Consider the following 16,744-nt stretch of genomic DNA (forward strand, 5'->3'; position numbering starts at 1 on the left):
GCCTGCCTGCGTTCTCATCCCGCCGACGCGCGAGCGATCGCATCGGTCAGATTCGTCAGGATCGCGTAAAGCGACCAGATCCCGACCGCGGAAATGATCACCAGGATCAGCGTTTCCCACCAGCGATTGACATATTGCGGCAGCATGAAGCGCTTGCTCGACGTCATCAGCAGGATGCCGAGGAGGATCGGCGGCAGCGTCAACGCAGTGACGACGCTGGTGCCGAAGATGCTCAGATGGACCAGATCGGGGGCGCCCGGCAACGTGATCGCCAGCGGCACGATGATGAAGAAGACGATCATCGCGCGATTGAACCATCGATCGTCGGTGACCTTCTCGTGACGGCTGCCGCGCGCGGTGCCGCGATGGAGGCCGTCGAACATGAGCTTGGCGAAGCCGTGCGCCTGCGCCGGGAAACTGGTGAAGGCCTTGAGGCCGAACACGATCCACAGCAACGTCGGCCCGATCGGGCCGACCGCCAGCGTCATCATGCGTGCCAGCCCCTCCTCGTTGGAGACGGTGAACCCGGTTCCGCGGATCGTTTCCACGGCAACGATCCAGATCAGGATGTTGATCAGCAGCAGCGGCAGGATGCCGGATAGAAGATCGAAATTCTGGATCTTGCGGTGTTCCGGCCCCGTCCAGCCGCGTTCGGCCATGAAATAGGGATAGAGCAGGTTCGCCGCCGACCCGCCGATCGTCCCGATCGTGGCGACGGCGATGAACAGCGCGTCGAACGGGCCGTTGTCGGCCGGCACGTCGAACGTGAGTCCGCGCAAGAGTGCGCCCCAATCGATATGGCCGATGCGTATGAGTGCGTACAGGAACGACCCGACGATGACGATCGACGCGACCTTCGCGCTCCATTCGAGGAAGCGGAAAGCGCTGCCGCGCGTCAACACGACGGCCGTCAGCGCGACGATCGGCACACCCCAGAAGAAATGGCCCCATTCGCCGCCGTGGCGGCCGAACAGCTCGAAAAGCCCGACGGTGCCTGCCCGGAGGAAAGCCGCCTGCACGATCATGCCGTAGAACAGCATCGTCACCGCGAAGAACATCGGGAAGCCCGACCATACGCGTTGGTAGCCGGCGAGCAGCGAATGGTCGCCGAAGCGGTTCTGCAACTTGTATTTGGCGATGGCGGAAATCATGAAATAGCGGGCGGCGAGCGCGATGATGAGCGTCCACATCAGCGCGTAGCCGTAGTTCGCGCCGGAAACGCTCGAACTCACCAGATCGCCGGTGCCGAGGAAGGTCATGGCCAGCACGAGGCCCGGCCCCATGCCGCGCAGATAGCCGCGAAGGCCCGTCGGCGGCGCTTGCGACAGCCCCGCCTCGGGGCGATCGGCGGGGCCGGCACCGGGCGGCATGAGCGCGTCGGCAGCCGGTTTCATGCGCGCCACGGCACGCCAATGGCCTCGTCGGCGATCATTCGAATCGACACGCAATCCTCCCCGTTTCGGGTCGCTATGTTTGAGCTGACCTCGCTGCGATCGGCGTGACATGTAAATATATACCTGTCAACATACATCCCGTCTCCAGCGTCGGGCATGATCTCGAGGTGACTCATAGGAGCACGCAATATCTTAGATTATGGCTCTTTTTCGCATAACACCTCTTGGAGCGGTGCGCGGGAAATCGAGTTGACAAACAGTTATAACAAGTGGGACGGTCATGACCAGACAACTTTCCAGGGGAGGGGCGACATGACTCGATTCGCAGAGGCGGCGACGATTGGTGCGGCGATCGCGGTGATCGTGATGCCAAGCGCCGTCGGAGCATCGCCTGCGCCGACGGCCGAGCCGGAGATGGTGGCGATTCCGGCAGGTAGTTTCGCGATGGGGGCCGGCGCCGACCTGCCCTCGCGCGACTGGTTCAACGAGCGCCCGCAGCACCAAGTGACGATTAGCCGGGGCTTCCGCATCGCCACACACGAAGTCACCCTCGCGGAATATCGCGCCTTCCGCCCCGACGCGGTCGTGACCACCGAGCTTACACCCTATGTTGCGGGCGTGAGTTGGAAGGACGCCGAGGATTATGCCGCCTGGCTGTCACGGAAAACCGGCCGTCATTATCGGCTGCCGACCGAAGCCGAATGGGAATATGTCGCGAAGCTCAAGACCGCCGATCCGGGGCGATATGGTGCCATTCAGGGTCTTGAATCGGGGCCGCTGGAATGGACCAGCGACTGGTTCGGGCCTTATGCCCCGAGCCCCAGGACGGATCCGGTCGGTGCGGCGTCGGGCATGCTCAAGGTCGTGCGCGGCGGCCCGATCTCCCACGATCCCGACCATGATTGGAGCATGCTCGAGATCGATTATCATCGGGCCGAGGCGCGGCTCGCGCTGCCTCCGAGCTTCGCCCCGTTCGCCGATGCACCGAACGGCGGAGGCTTGCACACCATCGGCATCCGGCTGGTCGAGGGGCCTGATCCGGCCGGGCAACCGATCCCTCCGACGCCGCCCCTCAACGCTCTCGGCGTCCGCCAGGACCTGTCGACCGCGGCAATGGGGCCGGATCCGAGCAAGCCCTATTTCCGCAAACGCACCTTCCTCCCGACGCCGCCCGATGACAGCCACAGCACCGCGATCGATGCCTCGGGCTGGGATGCCCGCCTGCGCAATCATCATCACAGCCCGGGCGTCGCGGTGATGCCCAACGGCGATGTGTTGATCACGATCTACACCAGCTACAGCGAATATGAGGCGGGCACTTCGATCATCGCCACGCGTTTGCGTCACGGCGCCGATCAATGGGATCCGCCGTCTGCGTTCGTGGATATCGTCGGCGTCAACGATCATGCGCCGCTGCTTGTTCGCGACGGCGCCGACGTGCGCTTTTTCTGGGGCTCCCCCTTTCTTGGCGGGCAGGAGGTTGGTCCGCAGGGCTTTCCATTCCAGCAGATCGTGACCGCTGACAGCGGCGCAACCTGGTCGCCGATTCTCTATCCCAAGGTCATAGGGTCTGTTGGCGGCCATACCCGCCAGCCGATCAACACCGCATTCCGCGACCGGCGCGGGAGGTTGCTGCTCGCAAGCGATGGCGGGCGTGATCCGAAGACCGGCCTCGGTAGTGGAAATGAGGCGCTGCTATGGGCGTCGGACGATAGCGGCATGACCTGGTACGATACCGGCGGCCGCACCTTCGGCCGCCACACCACGTTCGTCGAAGGCAAGGACGGCCGGCTGCTGGGCTATGGCGGCAAGAACACCGATATCGACGGCTTCATGCCGCTTGCGACCTCACACGACGGCGGCAAGACCTATGTGAAATCCAAGACGCCGTTTCCGCCGCTCGGATCGAACCAGCGCCCGGCGGTGCTGCGGCTTGCAAGCGGGCGGTTGCTGATGATCGGCGACTATGTGAGCAAGAATGACGGCGTCGGCCCCTTGCCGGGCAAGCGCGGATCGTATGCCGCCGTTTCGAACGATGACGGAAAAACATGGCGCTTCAAGCGATTGCCGGGCGTCAATCCGCATCAGGACCCGGCAGCCGCGGCACGAATGAAGGGCGGGACGCTTGGCTATGCCGCGATGGCGCAAGCCCCGGATGGCGTCATCCACGTCGTTACGACGATGACGCATCCGATCGTGACGCTGGCGTTCAATGAAGCCTGGCTCGATGCGCCCGAAGCCTCTGCCTCGTCCGATGAGGCATTGGAAACATCGTCCATCACGGCCCTCACCGGTCCGCGTAAGAGTTTCACCGAACGCTATTCGGACGGCGCGCTGCGGGGCACCTGGAGCGGGGGACGCGCCGATAACGGCGCCTTCGTGTTCGACGGGCCACAACGCTGGTTCTATCCCGACGGAAAACCGGCGTGGGAGGCCGATTACACGCTTGGACGCAAGACCGGGGTCGAGAAGCGATTCGATCGCACGGGCGTGTTGATCTCCGAACGCGATTACGCGGCCGACGGGCGCTCGACGTGGAAACGCTGGTGGGCCAACGGCAAGCGCCGCGCGATCTCGCATTGGAACGGCACCAATGCCGATGGCGAGGCCATGACCTGGGATCCGGAGGGCAGGCTTCTGACCTCGACCACGTTCCACGAAGGGGCGCCTGCCGGCGGCGAAATCATCGGAGCGCAGACGAAAGGGGTGCATCCGTGACCGACCTCACGACCCCGATCACTCTCGAACGCCCGACGTTACTCCATTTCGGCACCGGCAGCACCGCCGAGATCGGGCGCTACGCCGCCGCCGAGCAGGCGAGGCGCACGCTCGTCATCGCCGATCCTTTCAATGCGACCCGCGTCGAGGTGCTGGGTCTGGCGGGTGATGTCACGGTGTTCGACGCCATTACCCGTGAGCCGGACGATGCGACCCTCGCCGCGGCGCGGGCAATGGCGATGGAGGCCGAGCCCGAACTCATCGTGGGCTTTGGTGGGGGCAGCGCGATGGACCTCGCCAAGGTCGTCGCGGTGCTCCACGGCACCGCGCTGAGCCTTATGGATATCGCGGGGCCGGATCGCGCGCCATCGCGCCGCGTCCGCCTCGCACAGGTCGCGACCACTGCGGGGACCGGTAGCGAAGCCGGCACGCGCGCACTGATAACCAACAGCGCGACACACGCAAAAATCGCGGTGGAAAGTCGCCACCTTCTCGCCGATGTCGCGGTGCTCGATCCGTTGATGACGGCCTCCCTGCCTCCCGCGGTCACCGCCGAAACCGGTGTCGATGCGCTGGCGCATTGCGTCGAGGCTTTCACCAACGTGAAGGCGCATCCCCTGATCGACCATTATGCACGCGAAGGCATTCGCCTCGTCGGGCGCTATCTTTCCCGCGCCGTGGCGCATGGCGACGACCTCGAGGCGCGCGCCGGAATGGCACTCGCATCGCTCTATGGGGGGTATTGCCTCGGGCCGGTCAACACCGCCGGCGGGCATGCGGTGGCGTATCCGCTGAGCACGCAACATGGGATCGGGCACGGTGCGGCGAATGCGATCGTTTTTCCGCACATGCTGGCATTCAACGTGCGGGACCGGGCGGCGCGAACGCACGAAATCTGCCGCGCGCTCGGTTGGGGCACGGTCGGCGACAACACGGTGTTCGAGGCCGCTTACCGGTTCTGCGCCGATCTCGGGATCGAGATGCGACTGTCGCGCCGTGGCATTGGCGCCGACGCGGTGCCCAAAATGGCCGAAGAAGCGTTCGGGATCAGGCGCCTGCTCGACAACAATCCGCGCGTGCTGACCCGCGATGACATCGAGCGGCTCTACCAGGCCGCGTTGTAGCGCCCTTGCGGGTTACATGCTGAGGTCGAGCAGACCCCCGCCGAACAGACGGTCGCGTGAGTTGCGGATATGCAGCCGCATCCGCTCGGTGGCGGCCGCTGAATCCTGCCGGCGGATCGCATCGAGGATCGCGATATGCTCCTCGGTGCTCTGCTCGAGCCGCCCGGTAGGGCTCATGAGCGCGAGCCCATGCAGCCGCATGCCGGCGGCGATCTGTTCGCGAAGCGCCATCATCACCGTCGGGAAATACTGATTGTTCGATGCTCGCGCGATCGTGAGATGAAACTCGAAATCGAGTTCCTCCGAATGGGTGTTGCTCGCCGTCGCGCGCTGGAATCGCCTGACGATCGCCTCGAGCTGATCAAGGATCGCCTGGTTGCGGCGGTTTGCGGCGAGTGCGACGGCGATCGTCTCGATCGTCTCCCGGAATTCGTAGCAGCGTTGGACGTCGGCGATCGTTTCGGCAGGACGAAAGGCAAGGCTGGTTTTCTCCGCCGGCGTGCCGACGACGAAGCTTCCGGCGCCCTGGCGCGAATAGATGACGCCCGCGGTGCGCAACCGGCGCAATGCGTCGCGCACCACCGGCCGCGAGACATCGAAAGTCCTGGCGAGTTCATGTTCGCTCGGCAGCTTGCCTGACGGTCCGTAATGATTCTCGGCGATCAGCCCCGCCAATTGATCGTATACGCGCTCGGCGAGGGTAACGGGGCGCGGCGGTGTGAACTCGTCCGCAGGGGAGGGACGAGCGACGGTATCGATGTTCGCCATATTGACAGCTTGGCCAAGTTGCCCCCGACTTGTCAACTGGTGCCTCGGTTGTTCGCTTGCCCGTGATCCGTTTCGATCCTGATCGTCCCGGTCAAGGTTTTGTGAATCGGGCATTTCCCGGCGACGTCGAAGAGTTTCTGGCGTTGCGCTTCGGATAGATCAGGGGCGACGATCGAGATCGTCTTGTGAAACTCGTCGATCATCTGGTTCGAGCCGGCCTCCAGCTTTTTGCCGTGACGCACCTGGACGTCGACATGCTCAACGGGCCAGCCTTCGCGCATCGCATACCAGCGAATGGTGATGGCGGTACATTCGCCCAGCGCCGCGGTGAGGAGATCGTAAGGCGTCGGCCCGAGATTCTTTCCGCCCTGTGCCACGGGCTCGTCCCCGAAGACATGATGGCCCGATACCTCGATGGCGACGGCGAGCGGGCTGCCCTGCGCATCGGAAATGTTTGCCACGGTTTTTTGCACCATCGGTTCAATCGTCCTTTTGTCGGAGGAAGGCGGCGTAGCCGGCAAGAAACACCTGGAGCTGGTCGCGGACGGCGGGGTCGCTGATCGCGCCCGTCGTATCGAACACCCCGGAGGCGCGCGGGACGAGCATGCGGCCGCCGGTCCACAGGGTCGCGCCCAATGTGCGCAGCACCGGCAACCAGTGATTTTGCGCGAGCACGGTGCCGAACCCGCCCGGCGATGCGCCCAGGATCGCGATGTGGCGCCCGCCGAACACCCGCGCGATATCGCCCGGCGGGCGCGACGCCCAATCGATCGCGTTCTTGAACACGCCGGGTATCCCGTTGTTATATTCGGGCGTCGCGAAAATCACGCCGTCGGCCGAGGCGATCGCGTCTTTGAGATCGACCACCGCCTCGGGCGGGCCATGCGCCGCCTCCGCGTCGGCGTCGTAAAGCGGGATGCCATGCAGCGTGCGGATATCGAGCGACACGCCCTGCGGCAGCAACTCGGCGGCGTTGCGCAACAGAGCGGTGTTGAACGAGCCCGCGCGCAGGCTGCCCGAAATGCCGAGCAGGCGGATCACGCCCGCGGCCTGACGGGGATGCTCGGCTTCTCGCCGGGGCCGACGGTCATCACGTCCTGCCAGTCCGGATGTTTTTCGTATCGCGCGCGGACATAGGGGCACAGCGGGATGATGCGGAAGCCGCCGTGCCGCGCATCGGCGATGAGAAAGTCGACCAGCGCCGCCGCCGCGCCCGTACCTCTCATACTCTCCGGGGCGCCGGTGTGATCCGCGCTGACGAGGCCGGGGCCGCGATGGGTGAAGGTCAGTTCGGCCTCATCGTCTATCCCGGCGATCCGCGCCACGTAGCGGCCGTGGCGGCCATCGTCTTCCCGGGTGATCGTTACATCGGCCATCGCTGCACCTTTCCTGATCTGGTTATCGGCGTTTTCCGACATTCCCGAATATCTACGATATTCTGCAGCGGCACGCCGCCACTATCGGCGGGGAGCCGCCCGCGCCTATTTTACTGCCTCTGGAAACGGGATGAATTCGGCATGGTCGGCATCGGGCAGTTTCATGCGTCCGGCCTTCCAGTCCTCTCTTGCCTGTTCGAGACGTTCCTTGCTGGAGGAGACGAAATTCCACAGCAGGAAGCGCTCGCCGATCGGTTCGCCGCCCAGCACCATCACCGTGGAGGGCCGGTTCGCGACGACATCGGCGCTGTCGCGGCCGTTCAGCACCGCCATCTGGCCTGCGCCCAACACCGTGCCGCCAATGTCGATCTCGCCGGCCGCGCAATAGACCGCGCGTTCGGGATAGGCAGTGGTGACGCTGCGGCGCGCGCCGGGCTGCATCTCCCAATGTTGGTAGAATAGCGGCGAATGAACCTTCACCGTCGATGAAAGGCCGTCGGCCGCGCCCGCGATCAAACGGCCCTTGATGCCCTGTTCGTGCCATTCGGGCAGATCGGCCCCTTCGTGGTGGTGGAAGCTGGGATCGCTTTCCTCGGCGTCGGTGGGCAGCGCCACCCAGGCCTGTATGCCGTGCATGTTCGCCCCGTGAACACGCGCATATTCAAGCCGTTCGCTATGCGTGATACCGCTGCCCGCGACCATCCAGTTGACCTCGCCGGGGCGGATTTCCTGTTCGAAGCCGAGGCTGTCGCGATGGGTGATCCGGCCCGAATAAAGGTAGGTCACGGTCGAAAGACCGATATGCGGGTGGGGGCGCACATCGAGGGCGCGCGGGATGCCCGGCGCCAGTTCCAGCGGCCCCAGGTGATCGAAGAAGATGAACGGCCCGACCATCCGGCGCGCGTGGAAGGGCAGCACCCGCCCGACGACGAAGCCGCCGCCCAGATCACGTTCGCGCTTGTCGATGGTGCGTTCGATAGTCATGTTCCCGGCGGCTCCCTTGCTTTCTGAAATCGACGATCCGACGATCGGTATCGTAACGGCGTGCGGGCCGTTTGAGGGGATATTATTCGGCCCGGCCGCTTTGTGGAAAGGGGCCGGTCGCACGCGAACTGTTCGCGTGCGACCATCAAAGCCTGGCATGGGATCGGCACCATGTCCCCGCCTGCAAAATCCCGGTTTGTTTCTGAGGGCGCGGATGGCATTGTTGCCGCAGGCATCCGAACGTTCTTGTTTCAAACCATCAGTGAGGGATTTTCTTTGACCGTAACGGCGATCGCGAAGCCCCGGCGGATCCTGCTCGCGACGGATCTGACCTCGCGCTGCGATCGCGCGCTCGATCGCGCCAGCCAGCTCGCTTCCGAATGGGACGCCGAACTGGTCGCGGCGCATATCGTCGATCCGGCGCATACGCCCCAATTCCATGTCGATCGGTCGCGTCGCCGGTGGCGCAGAATTCACGATCCCCTCGAACGGATGCGATGGCGCATCCGGCGCGATCTCGCGGGCGACATGGCAAATATGCGCTTCATCCTCGAGGAGGGCGAACCGGCCGAGAAGCTCGTGGAAATCGCCGCACGCGAGGAATGCGACCTGATCGTCACCGGCGCGGCGCGGCAGGAATCGATCGAGCGGATGCTATGGGGCAGCACCATCATCCGCCTCGTCCGGGGCTCGCCGTCACCGGTGCTGATGGTGCAGGATCGCGGCGCGCGGCCCTATCGCCGCATCACCGTCGCGACCGATTTTTCGGAAGCCTCGTTCCAGGCCTTGCTCAGGACCGCCGCCATCTTCCCCGAAAGCAGCCTGACCTTGTTCCACGCCTATGACATCCCGTTCGCCGGTTTCGTCACCGATCGCGATTTCAGCAGAGAATTGCAGGCGATGGAGAGCGACGTCGCCGCGCGGGTTCTGGGTGACGAGCGTATCGATCCGGCGCTCAGAGCGCGGATCAACGTCGAGATCGAGCACGGCTCACCCGAAGCGCTGCTCGATGATTTCGTCGAGGACCAGCATATGGACCTGACGGTGATCGGCAGCCACGGCCGCGGCGCGGTATTCGACGCGCTGATCGGCAGCACCGCAAAACGCCTGGTTGAATCGCTGGAAGGCGATCTGCTGATCGTACGCCACAGGGAAGAGGAAAGCTGAGGCTGCCCGAAGGGTCGGCCGACGCGGCGCGCGATCCGGCCGCCGGTCTTCATGCAGGTGATTATCGATATTCGGTGCTTGCCCGGCCGGGCCGATTTCTATCATAGAAGACCGACCTTCTTGGCAAAGCACCTGGAGTAAGGAGCCACGCACCCGCCCATGACGGACGCGCGATTGCTGCTGATCATTCTCGCGCTCCCTTTTCTGGGTAGTCTGGGCGCGGCGTTTCTGCCCACGCGAGGGCGAAACAGGGCAGCATTGCTGGCCGGCGCCGTCGCGCTGGTGGGGCTCGTTCTCGCGGCCGGCTTCTATCCGGTGCTGGCATCGGGGCGCGCCGTGCGCCTCGTCATTCCCTGGCTGTCCACGCTCGGGCTCGATCTGACGCTGCGGCTCAACGGATTTTCGTGGCTGTTCTCGATCCTCATCCTCGGGATCGGTGGGCTCGTTGTCCTTTACGCGCGCTATTACCTGTCGTCGGACGATCCCGTGTCGCGCTTCTTCGCGTTTCTGATGGCTTTCATGGGCTCGATGCTCGGCATGGTGCTGTCGGGCAACCTCATCCAGATCGCCTTCTTCTGGGAGATGACGAGCCTCTTTTCGTTCCTGCTGATCGGCTATTGGCATCACAACCAGAGCGCGCGCGACGGCGCGCGGATGGCGCTCGTCGTGACTGCGTTCGGCGGCGTGTGCCTGCTCGTCGGCTTCGTGCTGCTCGGCCACATCGTCGGCAGCTACGACGTGGATCGGGTGCTGGACGCCGGCGACCTGATCCGCGGTCATGCCCTTTATCTGCCGGCGTTGATCCTCATCCTGATCGGCGCCTTCACCAAAAGCGCGCAATTCCCGTTTCATTTCTGGCTGCCGCACGCGATGGCGGCGCCGACGCCGGTATCGGCCTATCTCCATTCGGCGACGATGGTGAAAGCGGGCATCTATGTGCTCATCCTGCTCTGGCCGGTGCTCGCGGGCACCGAGAGCTGGTATCTGATCGTCACCACCACCGGCCTCGTCACGTTGCTGATCGGGGCATGGGCGGCGATCTTCCAGCAGGATCTGAAAGGGCTGCTCGCCTATTCGACGATCAGCCATCTCGGGCTCATCACGCTGCTGCTCGGGCTGGGCAGCCCGTTGGCGGCGGTGGCGGCGATCTTCCACACCGTCAACCACGCGACCTTCAAGGCCTCGCTGTTCATGGCCGCGGGCATCATCGACCACGAAACCGGCACGCGCGACCTGCGCAAGCTGAGCGGTCTTGCCCGGTTCATGCCGATCACGGCCACGCTGGCGATGGTGGCGGCCGCCGCGATGGCCGGCGTGCCGCTGCTCAACGGCTTTCTGTCGAAGGAGATGTTCCTCGCCGAGGCGCTGGAGACGCATAGCGGCACCGTGCTCGACAGCATATTGCCCGTTCTGGCGACGCTGGCGAGCGTGTTCAGCGTGCTCTATTCGGTACGTTTCATCCATCAGACGTTTCTCGGCCCGCCCCCCGTGGAGCTTCCGCACGAGCCGCGTGAGGCGCCGCGCTGGATGCGCTTCCCGATCGAGATTCTCGTGCTGATCTGCCTGCTGGTCGGCATCATTCCGGCGTTGACGATCGGCCCCTTCCTCGCGACCGCCGTGCAATCCGTGTTGGGGGGCAGGACACCGACCTACAGCCTCGCCATCTGGCACGGGTTCAGCCTGCCGCTGCTGATGAGCGTCACCGCGCTGGTCGGCGGAACGGGGCTCTATCTCCTGTTCGGCGCGCGCCTGAACGGTTTCTCGCAATCGCCGATCATCGGCCATTTCAAGGGACGGCGGACGTTCGAAATCGTGCTGGCGGCGATCATCGACGGCGCGCGCGTCGTGCATCGGATTTCGGGGACAAAGCGATTGCAGGTCCAGTTGCGCCTGCTGGTGGTCACGGCGATCATCGTCGGCGTCCTGCCTTTCCTCAACGTTGGCTATAGCCGGGGGCCGCGGCCCGATACGCTCGTCGATCCGGGGTTCGCCATCCTCTGGATGCTGGCGGGCGCAAGTGCGATCGGCGCGGCGTGGCAGGCGAAATTTCACCGTCTCGCCGCGCTGGTGCTGATCGGTGTCTGCGGTCTCGTCACCTGCCTCAGCTTCGCCTGGCTGTCGGCGCCCGATCTGGCGCTGACCCAGTTGCTGGTGGAAATCGTGACACTCGTTCTGCTGCTGCTCGGCCTGCGCTGGCTTCCCAAGCGGCTCCCGGACAGATGGCCCGAGGCGCATATGCCGTTCACGGTCTATTTCCGGCGCGGCGGAGACCTGTTGCTCGCGCTGGCAGGCGGCGGCGGCATCGCCGCGATCGCCTATGCGATGATGACCCGCGACGCGCCGCACGGCCTGTCGCGCTATTTCGTCGAGCACGCCTATTCGGGCGGCGGCGGCACCAATGTCGTCAACGTCATCCTGGTCGATTTCCGGGCCTTCGATACCTATGGTGAGATCACCGTGCTCGCGATCGTGGCGCTGACGGTGTTCACATTGCTCCGACGGTTCCGTCCCGCGGCCGAAAGCATCGAACTGCCCGAGCAGCAACGCCAGCAGAACGCGTTCGACGATGCCCGCGAAGACCGCGACCGCGGCGACACGGTTCGGCATTACCTCCTCGTCCCCCGCGTGCTGATGGAATGGCTGTTCCCGGTGATCCTGACGTGCGCGCTCTATTTTCTGGTGCGCGGACACGATCTTCCGGGGGGCGGCTTCGCCGCGGGCGTGACCGCCTCGATCGCGATCATCGTGCTCTATATGGCCAGCGGGACGCGCTCGGTCGAAATGCGCCTCACCGTGCAACCGGTGCAATGGATCAGCGCCGGGCTGCTTTGTGCGACCGCCACGGGGATGGCGGCCTGGCTGTTCGGCTATCCGTTCCTATCGACGCATTTCCGCTATCTCGATCTGCCGATCATCGGCGCGATCCCGATGGCGAGCGCGTTGCTGTTCGATATCGGCGTGTTCGCGGTGGTGGTCGGGACGACCGCGCTCATCCTCGTCGCTTTGGCGCACCAGTCGATTCGATCGCCCCGCGCGGCGAAACCGTCGCAAGACGTCGGCGAGGGGGCAGACTGATGGAGATCGTGCTCGCGCTCGCCATCGGCATCCTCACGGCATCGGGGCTGTGGCTGCTGTTCCGCCCGCGGACCTTCCAGGTCATCCTGGGGCTGTCGCTGTTGTCCTATGCGGTCAATCTGTTCATCCTCGCGGCGGGGCGGCTGCGCACCGATGCGCCGCCGATCGTGGGGAAGGGCGCCGCGGACCCCGCTTTATATGCCGATCCGGTGCCGCAGGCGCTGGTCCTCACCGCGATCGTCATCTCGTTCGCGACCACCGCGCTGCTGCTCGTCGTCCTGCTCGCATCGCGCGGCCTCACCGGCACCGACCATGTCGACGGCGAGGAGAGCGATCCGTGAGCGGCTGGATGCAGCATCTGATCGTCGCGCCGATCCTGCTGCCGCTGGCGGTCAGCGGGTTGCTGCTCGCCTTCGACGAACGCCGGCGCACCTTGAAGCGGCTGGTCAGCCTGGCGACGGTGGCCGCGCTCGTCGGCATCGCCGTCATGCTGCTGTGGCTGGTGACCGACGGTTTCGGGCTGGACGCCGCGTCGGCGCCGCGTGCCTATCTGCTCGGCAACTGGCCGGCACCGTTCGGGATCGTGCTGGTCGCCGATCGGCTGTCGGTGCTGATGCTGCTGCTCACCAGCGTGCTCGGCTTCACGGCGCTGTTCTATGCCATCGCGCGATGGGATCGATCGGGGCCGCGCTTCCACGTCTTGTTCCTGCTGCTGCTGGCCGGCATCAACGGCGCGTTCCTGACCGGCGACATCTTCAACCTGTTCGTGTTCTTCGAGGTGCTGCTGGCGGCGTCCTACGGCCTCGTCCTGCATGGTTCGGGAATCGAGCGCACGAGCGCAAGCCTGCACTATATCGCGATCAATATCGCGACCTCGCTGCTGTTCCTGATCGGCGTGGCGATGATCTATGCCGCCACCGGCACGCTCAACATGGCCGATCTGGCCGAGCGTATCCCCGAGGTTCCATCCGAAGACCTCGCCATCCTGCAAGGCGGCGCCGCGATCCTGGGCACCGCCTTCCTCGTCAAATCGGGCATCTGGCCGCTCAGTTTCTGGCTGTCGCGAACCTATGCGGCGGCGGCCCCGCCGGTGGCGGCACTGTTCGCGATCATGACCAAGGTGGGCATCTACGTCATCCTGCGGCTCACCTCGCTGCTGTTCGGGAACGCATCGGGCGGCGTGGCGGGCTTTGCCGATAGCTGGCTGATCTGGGCAGGGCTTGCGACGATGGTGTACGGCACGATCGGGATCCTCTCGGCGCGCACGCTCTCCAGGATCGCGGGCCATTACATCCTGGTCTCGTCGGGGACGCTGCTGGCCGCGATCGGCATCGGCGGGCACGCGGTGACGGCGGCCTTGTTGTTCTATCTCGTCAGCTCGACGCTCGCGGTGGGGGCGCTGTATCTCATCATCGAGCCGGTCGGGCGCAATGTGGAGGAAGAGGACAAGACCCCCCGCATCCTCGAACCGGTGTTCGACGACGAATATACCGGCGCGCTCGAGGAGGATGAGGACGAGACCGGCATCGTCATTCCGGGGACGATCGCGATTCTGGGCGGCGGCTTCATCTTCTGCACGCTGTTGCTCTCCGGCCTGCCGCCGCTGTCCGGCTTCATCGCCAAGTTCGCCATCATCGATGCGTTGTTCGGCCCCGCGGTCATCACGCCGACGAGTTGGCTGCTGATCGCGATCATCATCTGTTCGGGCCTCGCCACACTGATCGGCCTGACGCGCGCCGGCATCGATCTGTTGTGGACCCCGGCCGAGGATAGCCCCCCGCGGTTGAGCGTGATCGAAGTCGCGCCGATCGGGTTGCTGCTCGCCGCCTGCCTTGCGCTGATGGTCTGCGCCGGGCCGATCTTCCTCTACATGGAAACCACCGCCGTCGCGCTGGGCGATCGATCGGCGTATATCGAGGCGGTGCGGCACGCGCCGCGCGCGGGCGAGGCCGGGCCATGACGCGGCTCGTGCCTTTTCCACTGCTCGCCGCGGCCCTGTTCGTCATGTGGGTGCTGCTGACCGGCTTTTCGCCCGGCCATGTGTTGTTGGGGGCCGTGGTCGCGCTGCTCGTCTCGCGGGTCATGCTGATGCTAGGGCCGGAACCGGTGCGAATCCGGTTCGGCTCGGCGATCGTCAAGCTGGCCGCGCTTGTCGTCGCCGATATCGTGCGATCGAATATCGCGGTTGCTAGGATCGTGCTGTTCCGGCCGGCCGAGCAACGGTCGGGATTCATCGAATTCCCCACCGAGCTGCGCAGCCCCTATGCGCTGGCGGTGCTCGCGATCATCATCACCGCGACGCCGGGAACCTTGTGGGTGCAGCATGACGCGCGGCGCCATGTGGTGTTGATCCATGTGCTCGATCTGGTCGACGACGAGGCATGGATCGCGCTGATTAGCGATCGCTACGAACGGTTGTTGCTGGAAATTTTCGTATGACCACGCTCGTGCTCGCCCTTGCCATCACCGGCGCGCAGATATTGCTGGCGCTCGCGATGGGCTGCGCGGCTTTCCGCATCTTACGCGGCCCGCGCGCGCAAGATCGGGTGCTGGGCATGGACAGCCTCTACATCGCCGGGATGCTGCTCTTTCTCACTTATGGCATCCAGACGGGCCGCACGCTCTTTTTCGAAGGGGCGCTCGTGATCGCTTTGCTCGGCTTCGCGGGCACGGTGGCGCTCGCCAAGTTCCTGATGCGCGGCGAGGTGATCGAATGATCCAGGCGCCCGATCTGCCGCTATGGGCCGCGATCGCGGTGGGCTTTTTCGTGCTTCTCGGCGCGTCGATCACGCTTGTCGGCGCGCTGGGGTTGCTTCGGATGGGTAATTTCTACGAGCGCATTCATCCACCCACGCTCGGGACGACGCTGGGCACGGCGTGCATCCTCATCGCCTCGATGATCTGCTTTTCGACGCTCCACGCCCGCCCGATGGTCCACGAGATCCTGATCGCGATCTTCGTGACGCTGACGACGCCGATCACGCTGATGTTGCTCGCGCGCGCGGCCTTGTATCGCGACCGGATCGAGGGTTCGGAAAATGTCCCGGACGACAGGATCGCGACCGCGGCCGTCGACGACGATGGCTCGCCGACCTGATGACGTAGTGGGTGGAGCGATGGCGATCGTGCGGCTATCGGACGCGTCATGACTCGCCCCGATATTCTCATGACAGCGCCCATGCATCCCGCGGCTGCCGCGCGGCTGGACCAGCGCTTCGCCCTCCACCGGCTGTGGGAACAGGACGATCCCGAGGCATTTCTCCGATCGCACGGCGCCGTGATCCGCGGCATCGCCACCAGCACGCTCTACGGACGCGTCGACGACACGCTTTTCGCGCGCCTGCCCGCGCTTGAGATCGTGGCGAGTTTCGGGGTCGGCTACGACAATGTCGACGCTGAGGTCGCGGCGACGCGCGGGATCGTCGTCACCAACACGCCCGGCGTGCTCGACGAGGAAGTGGCCGATTTCACGATCGGGCTGCTGCTGGCGACGATCCGGCGACTACCGCAGGCGGAACGGTTCCTGCGTGAGGGGCGATGGCCCCACGGCCCGTTTCCGCTCTCGCCGACGCTGCGCGGGCGGCGGGTCGGCATTCTCGGCCTGGGCGGCATCGGCAAGGCGATTGCGCGGAGGCTCGAAGGATTCGATGTCGCGATCGCCTATCACGGACGCACCCGGCAGGAGGCCGTCGCCTATCCGTGGCATCCGACGCCGGTGGCGCTGGCGGCGGCATGTGACACGCTGATCGCGATCCTGCCCGGCAACGCGGCGACACGGCACATTGTCGATGCGGCGGTGCTCAAGGCACTCGGCCCTAACGGTGTGTTCGTGAACGTTGCGCGGGGGAGCGTCGTCGATGGCGAGGCGCTGGCCTCGGCGCTCGAAGACGGCACTATCCTCGCGGCGGGCCTCGACGTTTTCGAGGACGAGCCGAACGTGCCGCCGGCGTTGCTCACGTCACGCAATGCAGTGCTGCTGCCGCACATAGGGTCGGCCTCGGAATATACCCGCGCGGCGATGGGCGCGCTCGTCGCCGACAACCTCATGGCGTGGTTCGAAAACGGCCATGCCTTGACCCCGGTCGCCGAGACGCGGTTCTGAAGGCAGGGGCGGCATCGCTTGCCTCGTTTGGGCAAG

16 protein-coding genes are annotated in these 16,744 nt (G+C 65.1%); 10 read left to right on the forward strand and 6 right to left on the reverse strand.

The features are described from left to right. Window positions 1-14: 14 nt before the first annotated feature. Window positions 15-1,394: an Nramp family divalent metal transporter gene (locus DFR49_RS00310; RefSeq protein ID WP_170150876.1), complete on the reverse strand. Its 1,380-nt coding sequence runs from the start codon at window positions 1,392-1,394 to the stop codon at window positions 15-17. A gap of 312 nt (window positions 1,395-1,706) precedes the next feature. On the opposite strand from DFR49_RS00310, the gene DFR49_RS00315 reads away from it, so the two are divergent. Both DFR49_RS00315 and DFR49_RS00320 read left to right on the forward strand, forming a co-directional pair. Next, window positions 1,707-4,112 carry an SUMF1/EgtB/PvdO family nonheme iron enzyme gene (locus tag DFR49_RS00315; protein ID WP_119034077.1) on the forward strand — a complete coding sequence of 802 codons (2,406 nt, stop codon included), beginning with the start codon at window positions 1,707-1,709 and terminating at the stop codon, window positions 4,110-4,112. After that, a complete protein-coding gene (locus DFR49_RS00320) occupies window positions 4,109-5,236 on the forward strand; it encodes an iron-containing alcohol dehydrogenase (RefSeq protein WP_119034078.1) in 1,128 nt (375 codons plus the stop codon). Before DFR49_RS00315 ends, DFR49_RS00320 begins: the two co-directional genes overlap by 4 nt. A 12-nt stretch (window positions 5,237-5,248) precedes the next feature. Here DFR49_RS00320 and DFR49_RS00325 read toward each other — a convergent pair whose 3' ends face one another. From DFR49_RS00325 to DFR49_RS00345, 5 genes are all read right to left on the reverse strand, one after another. Continuing rightward, entirely contained in the window at window positions 5,249-6,004 is a 756-nt protein-coding gene (locus tag DFR49_RS00325) for a FadR/GntR family transcriptional regulator (RefSeq protein WP_119034079.1), read from the reverse strand. 32 nt (window positions 6,005-6,036) lie between these two features. After that, complete coding sequence (locus DFR49_RS00330; protein ID WP_245968172.1) at window positions 6,037-6,525, reverse strand: OsmC family protein; 489 nt, start codon at window positions 6,523-6,525, stop codon at window positions 6,037-6,039. Next, window positions 6,485-7,045: an NADPH-dependent FMN reductase gene (locus DFR49_RS00335; protein ID WP_170150877.1), complete on the reverse strand. Its 561-nt coding sequence runs from the start codon at window positions 7,043-7,045 to the stop codon at window positions 6,485-6,487. Before DFR49_RS00335 ends, DFR49_RS00330 begins: the two co-directional genes overlap by 41 nt. Further along, complete coding sequence (locus tag DFR49_RS00340) at window positions 7,042-7,380, reverse strand: GNAT family N-acetyltransferase (protein ID WP_119035187.1); 339 nt, start codon at window positions 7,378-7,380, stop codon at window positions 7,042-7,044. Before DFR49_RS00340 ends, DFR49_RS00335 begins: the two co-directional genes overlap by 4 nt. A gap of 105 nt (window positions 7,381-7,485) precedes the next feature. Continuing rightward, a complete protein-coding gene (locus DFR49_RS00345; protein ID WP_119034081.1) occupies window positions 7,486-8,364 on the reverse strand; it encodes a pirin family protein in 879 nt (292 codons plus the stop codon). 276 nt (window positions 8,365-8,640) lie between these two features. Between DFR49_RS00345 and DFR49_RS00350 the strand changes: the two genes are divergently transcribed. The 8 genes from DFR49_RS00350 (at window position 8,641) to DFR49_RS00385 (ending at window position 16,708) form a co-directional block, all read left to right on the forward strand. Continuing rightward, window positions 8,641-9,531 carry a universal stress protein gene (locus DFR49_RS00350; protein ID WP_170150878.1) on the forward strand — a complete coding sequence of 297 codons (891 nt, stop codon included), beginning with the start codon at window positions 8,641-8,643 and terminating at the stop codon, window positions 9,529-9,531. A gap of 159 nt (window positions 9,532-9,690) precedes the next feature. Beyond that, the gene (locus DFR49_RS00355; protein ID WP_119034083.1) at window positions 9,691-12,606 is read left to right on the forward strand and encodes a monovalent cation/H+ antiporter subunit A; all 2,916 of its coding nucleotides are present in this window, start codon (window positions 9,691-9,693) and stop codon (window positions 12,604-12,606) included. Next, entirely contained in the window at window positions 12,606-12,947 is a 342-nt protein-coding gene (locus tag DFR49_RS00360; protein ID WP_119034084.1) for a Na+/H+ antiporter subunit C, read from the forward strand. Before DFR49_RS00355 ends, DFR49_RS00360 begins: the two co-directional genes overlap by 1 nt. Continuing rightward, window positions 12,944-14,566 (forward strand): monovalent cation/H+ antiporter subunit D, encoded by a 1,623-nt coding sequence (locus DFR49_RS00365; protein WP_119034085.1) that lies wholly within the window; start codon window positions 12,944-12,946, stop codon window positions 14,564-14,566. Before DFR49_RS00360 ends, DFR49_RS00365 begins: the two co-directional genes overlap by 4 nt. Further along, on the forward strand, window positions 14,563-15,045 hold the full coding sequence (locus DFR49_RS00370) for a Na+/H+ antiporter subunit E (protein ID WP_119034086.1): 483 nt from the start codon (window positions 14,563-14,565) through the stop codon (window positions 15,043-15,045). Before DFR49_RS00365 ends, DFR49_RS00370 begins: the two co-directional genes overlap by 4 nt. Then, entirely contained in the window at window positions 15,042-15,323 is a 282-nt protein-coding gene (locus DFR49_RS00375) for a K+/H+ antiporter subunit F (protein ID WP_119034087.1), read from the forward strand. Before DFR49_RS00370 ends, DFR49_RS00375 begins: the two co-directional genes overlap by 4 nt. Continuing rightward, window positions 15,320-15,703: a monovalent cation/H(+) antiporter subunit G gene (gene mnhG, locus DFR49_RS00380; protein WP_211325777.1), complete on the forward strand. Its 384-nt coding sequence runs from the start codon at window positions 15,320-15,322 to the stop codon at window positions 15,701-15,703. Before DFR49_RS00375 ends, mnhG begins: the two co-directional genes overlap by 4 nt. 69 nt (window positions 15,704-15,772) lie before the next feature. Continuing rightward, window positions 15,773-16,708 carry a 2-hydroxyacid dehydrogenase gene (locus tag DFR49_RS00385; protein WP_245968173.1) on the forward strand — a complete coding sequence of 312 codons (936 nt, stop codon included), beginning with the start codon at window positions 15,773-15,775 and terminating at the stop codon, window positions 16,706-16,708. Window positions 16,709-16,744: the final 36 nt, after the last annotated feature.

The organism is Hephaestia caeni, assembly GCF_003550065.1.
GTDB lineage: Bacteria > Pseudomonadota > Alphaproteobacteria > Sphingomonadales > Sphingomonadaceae > Sphingomonas > Sphingomonas caeni_A.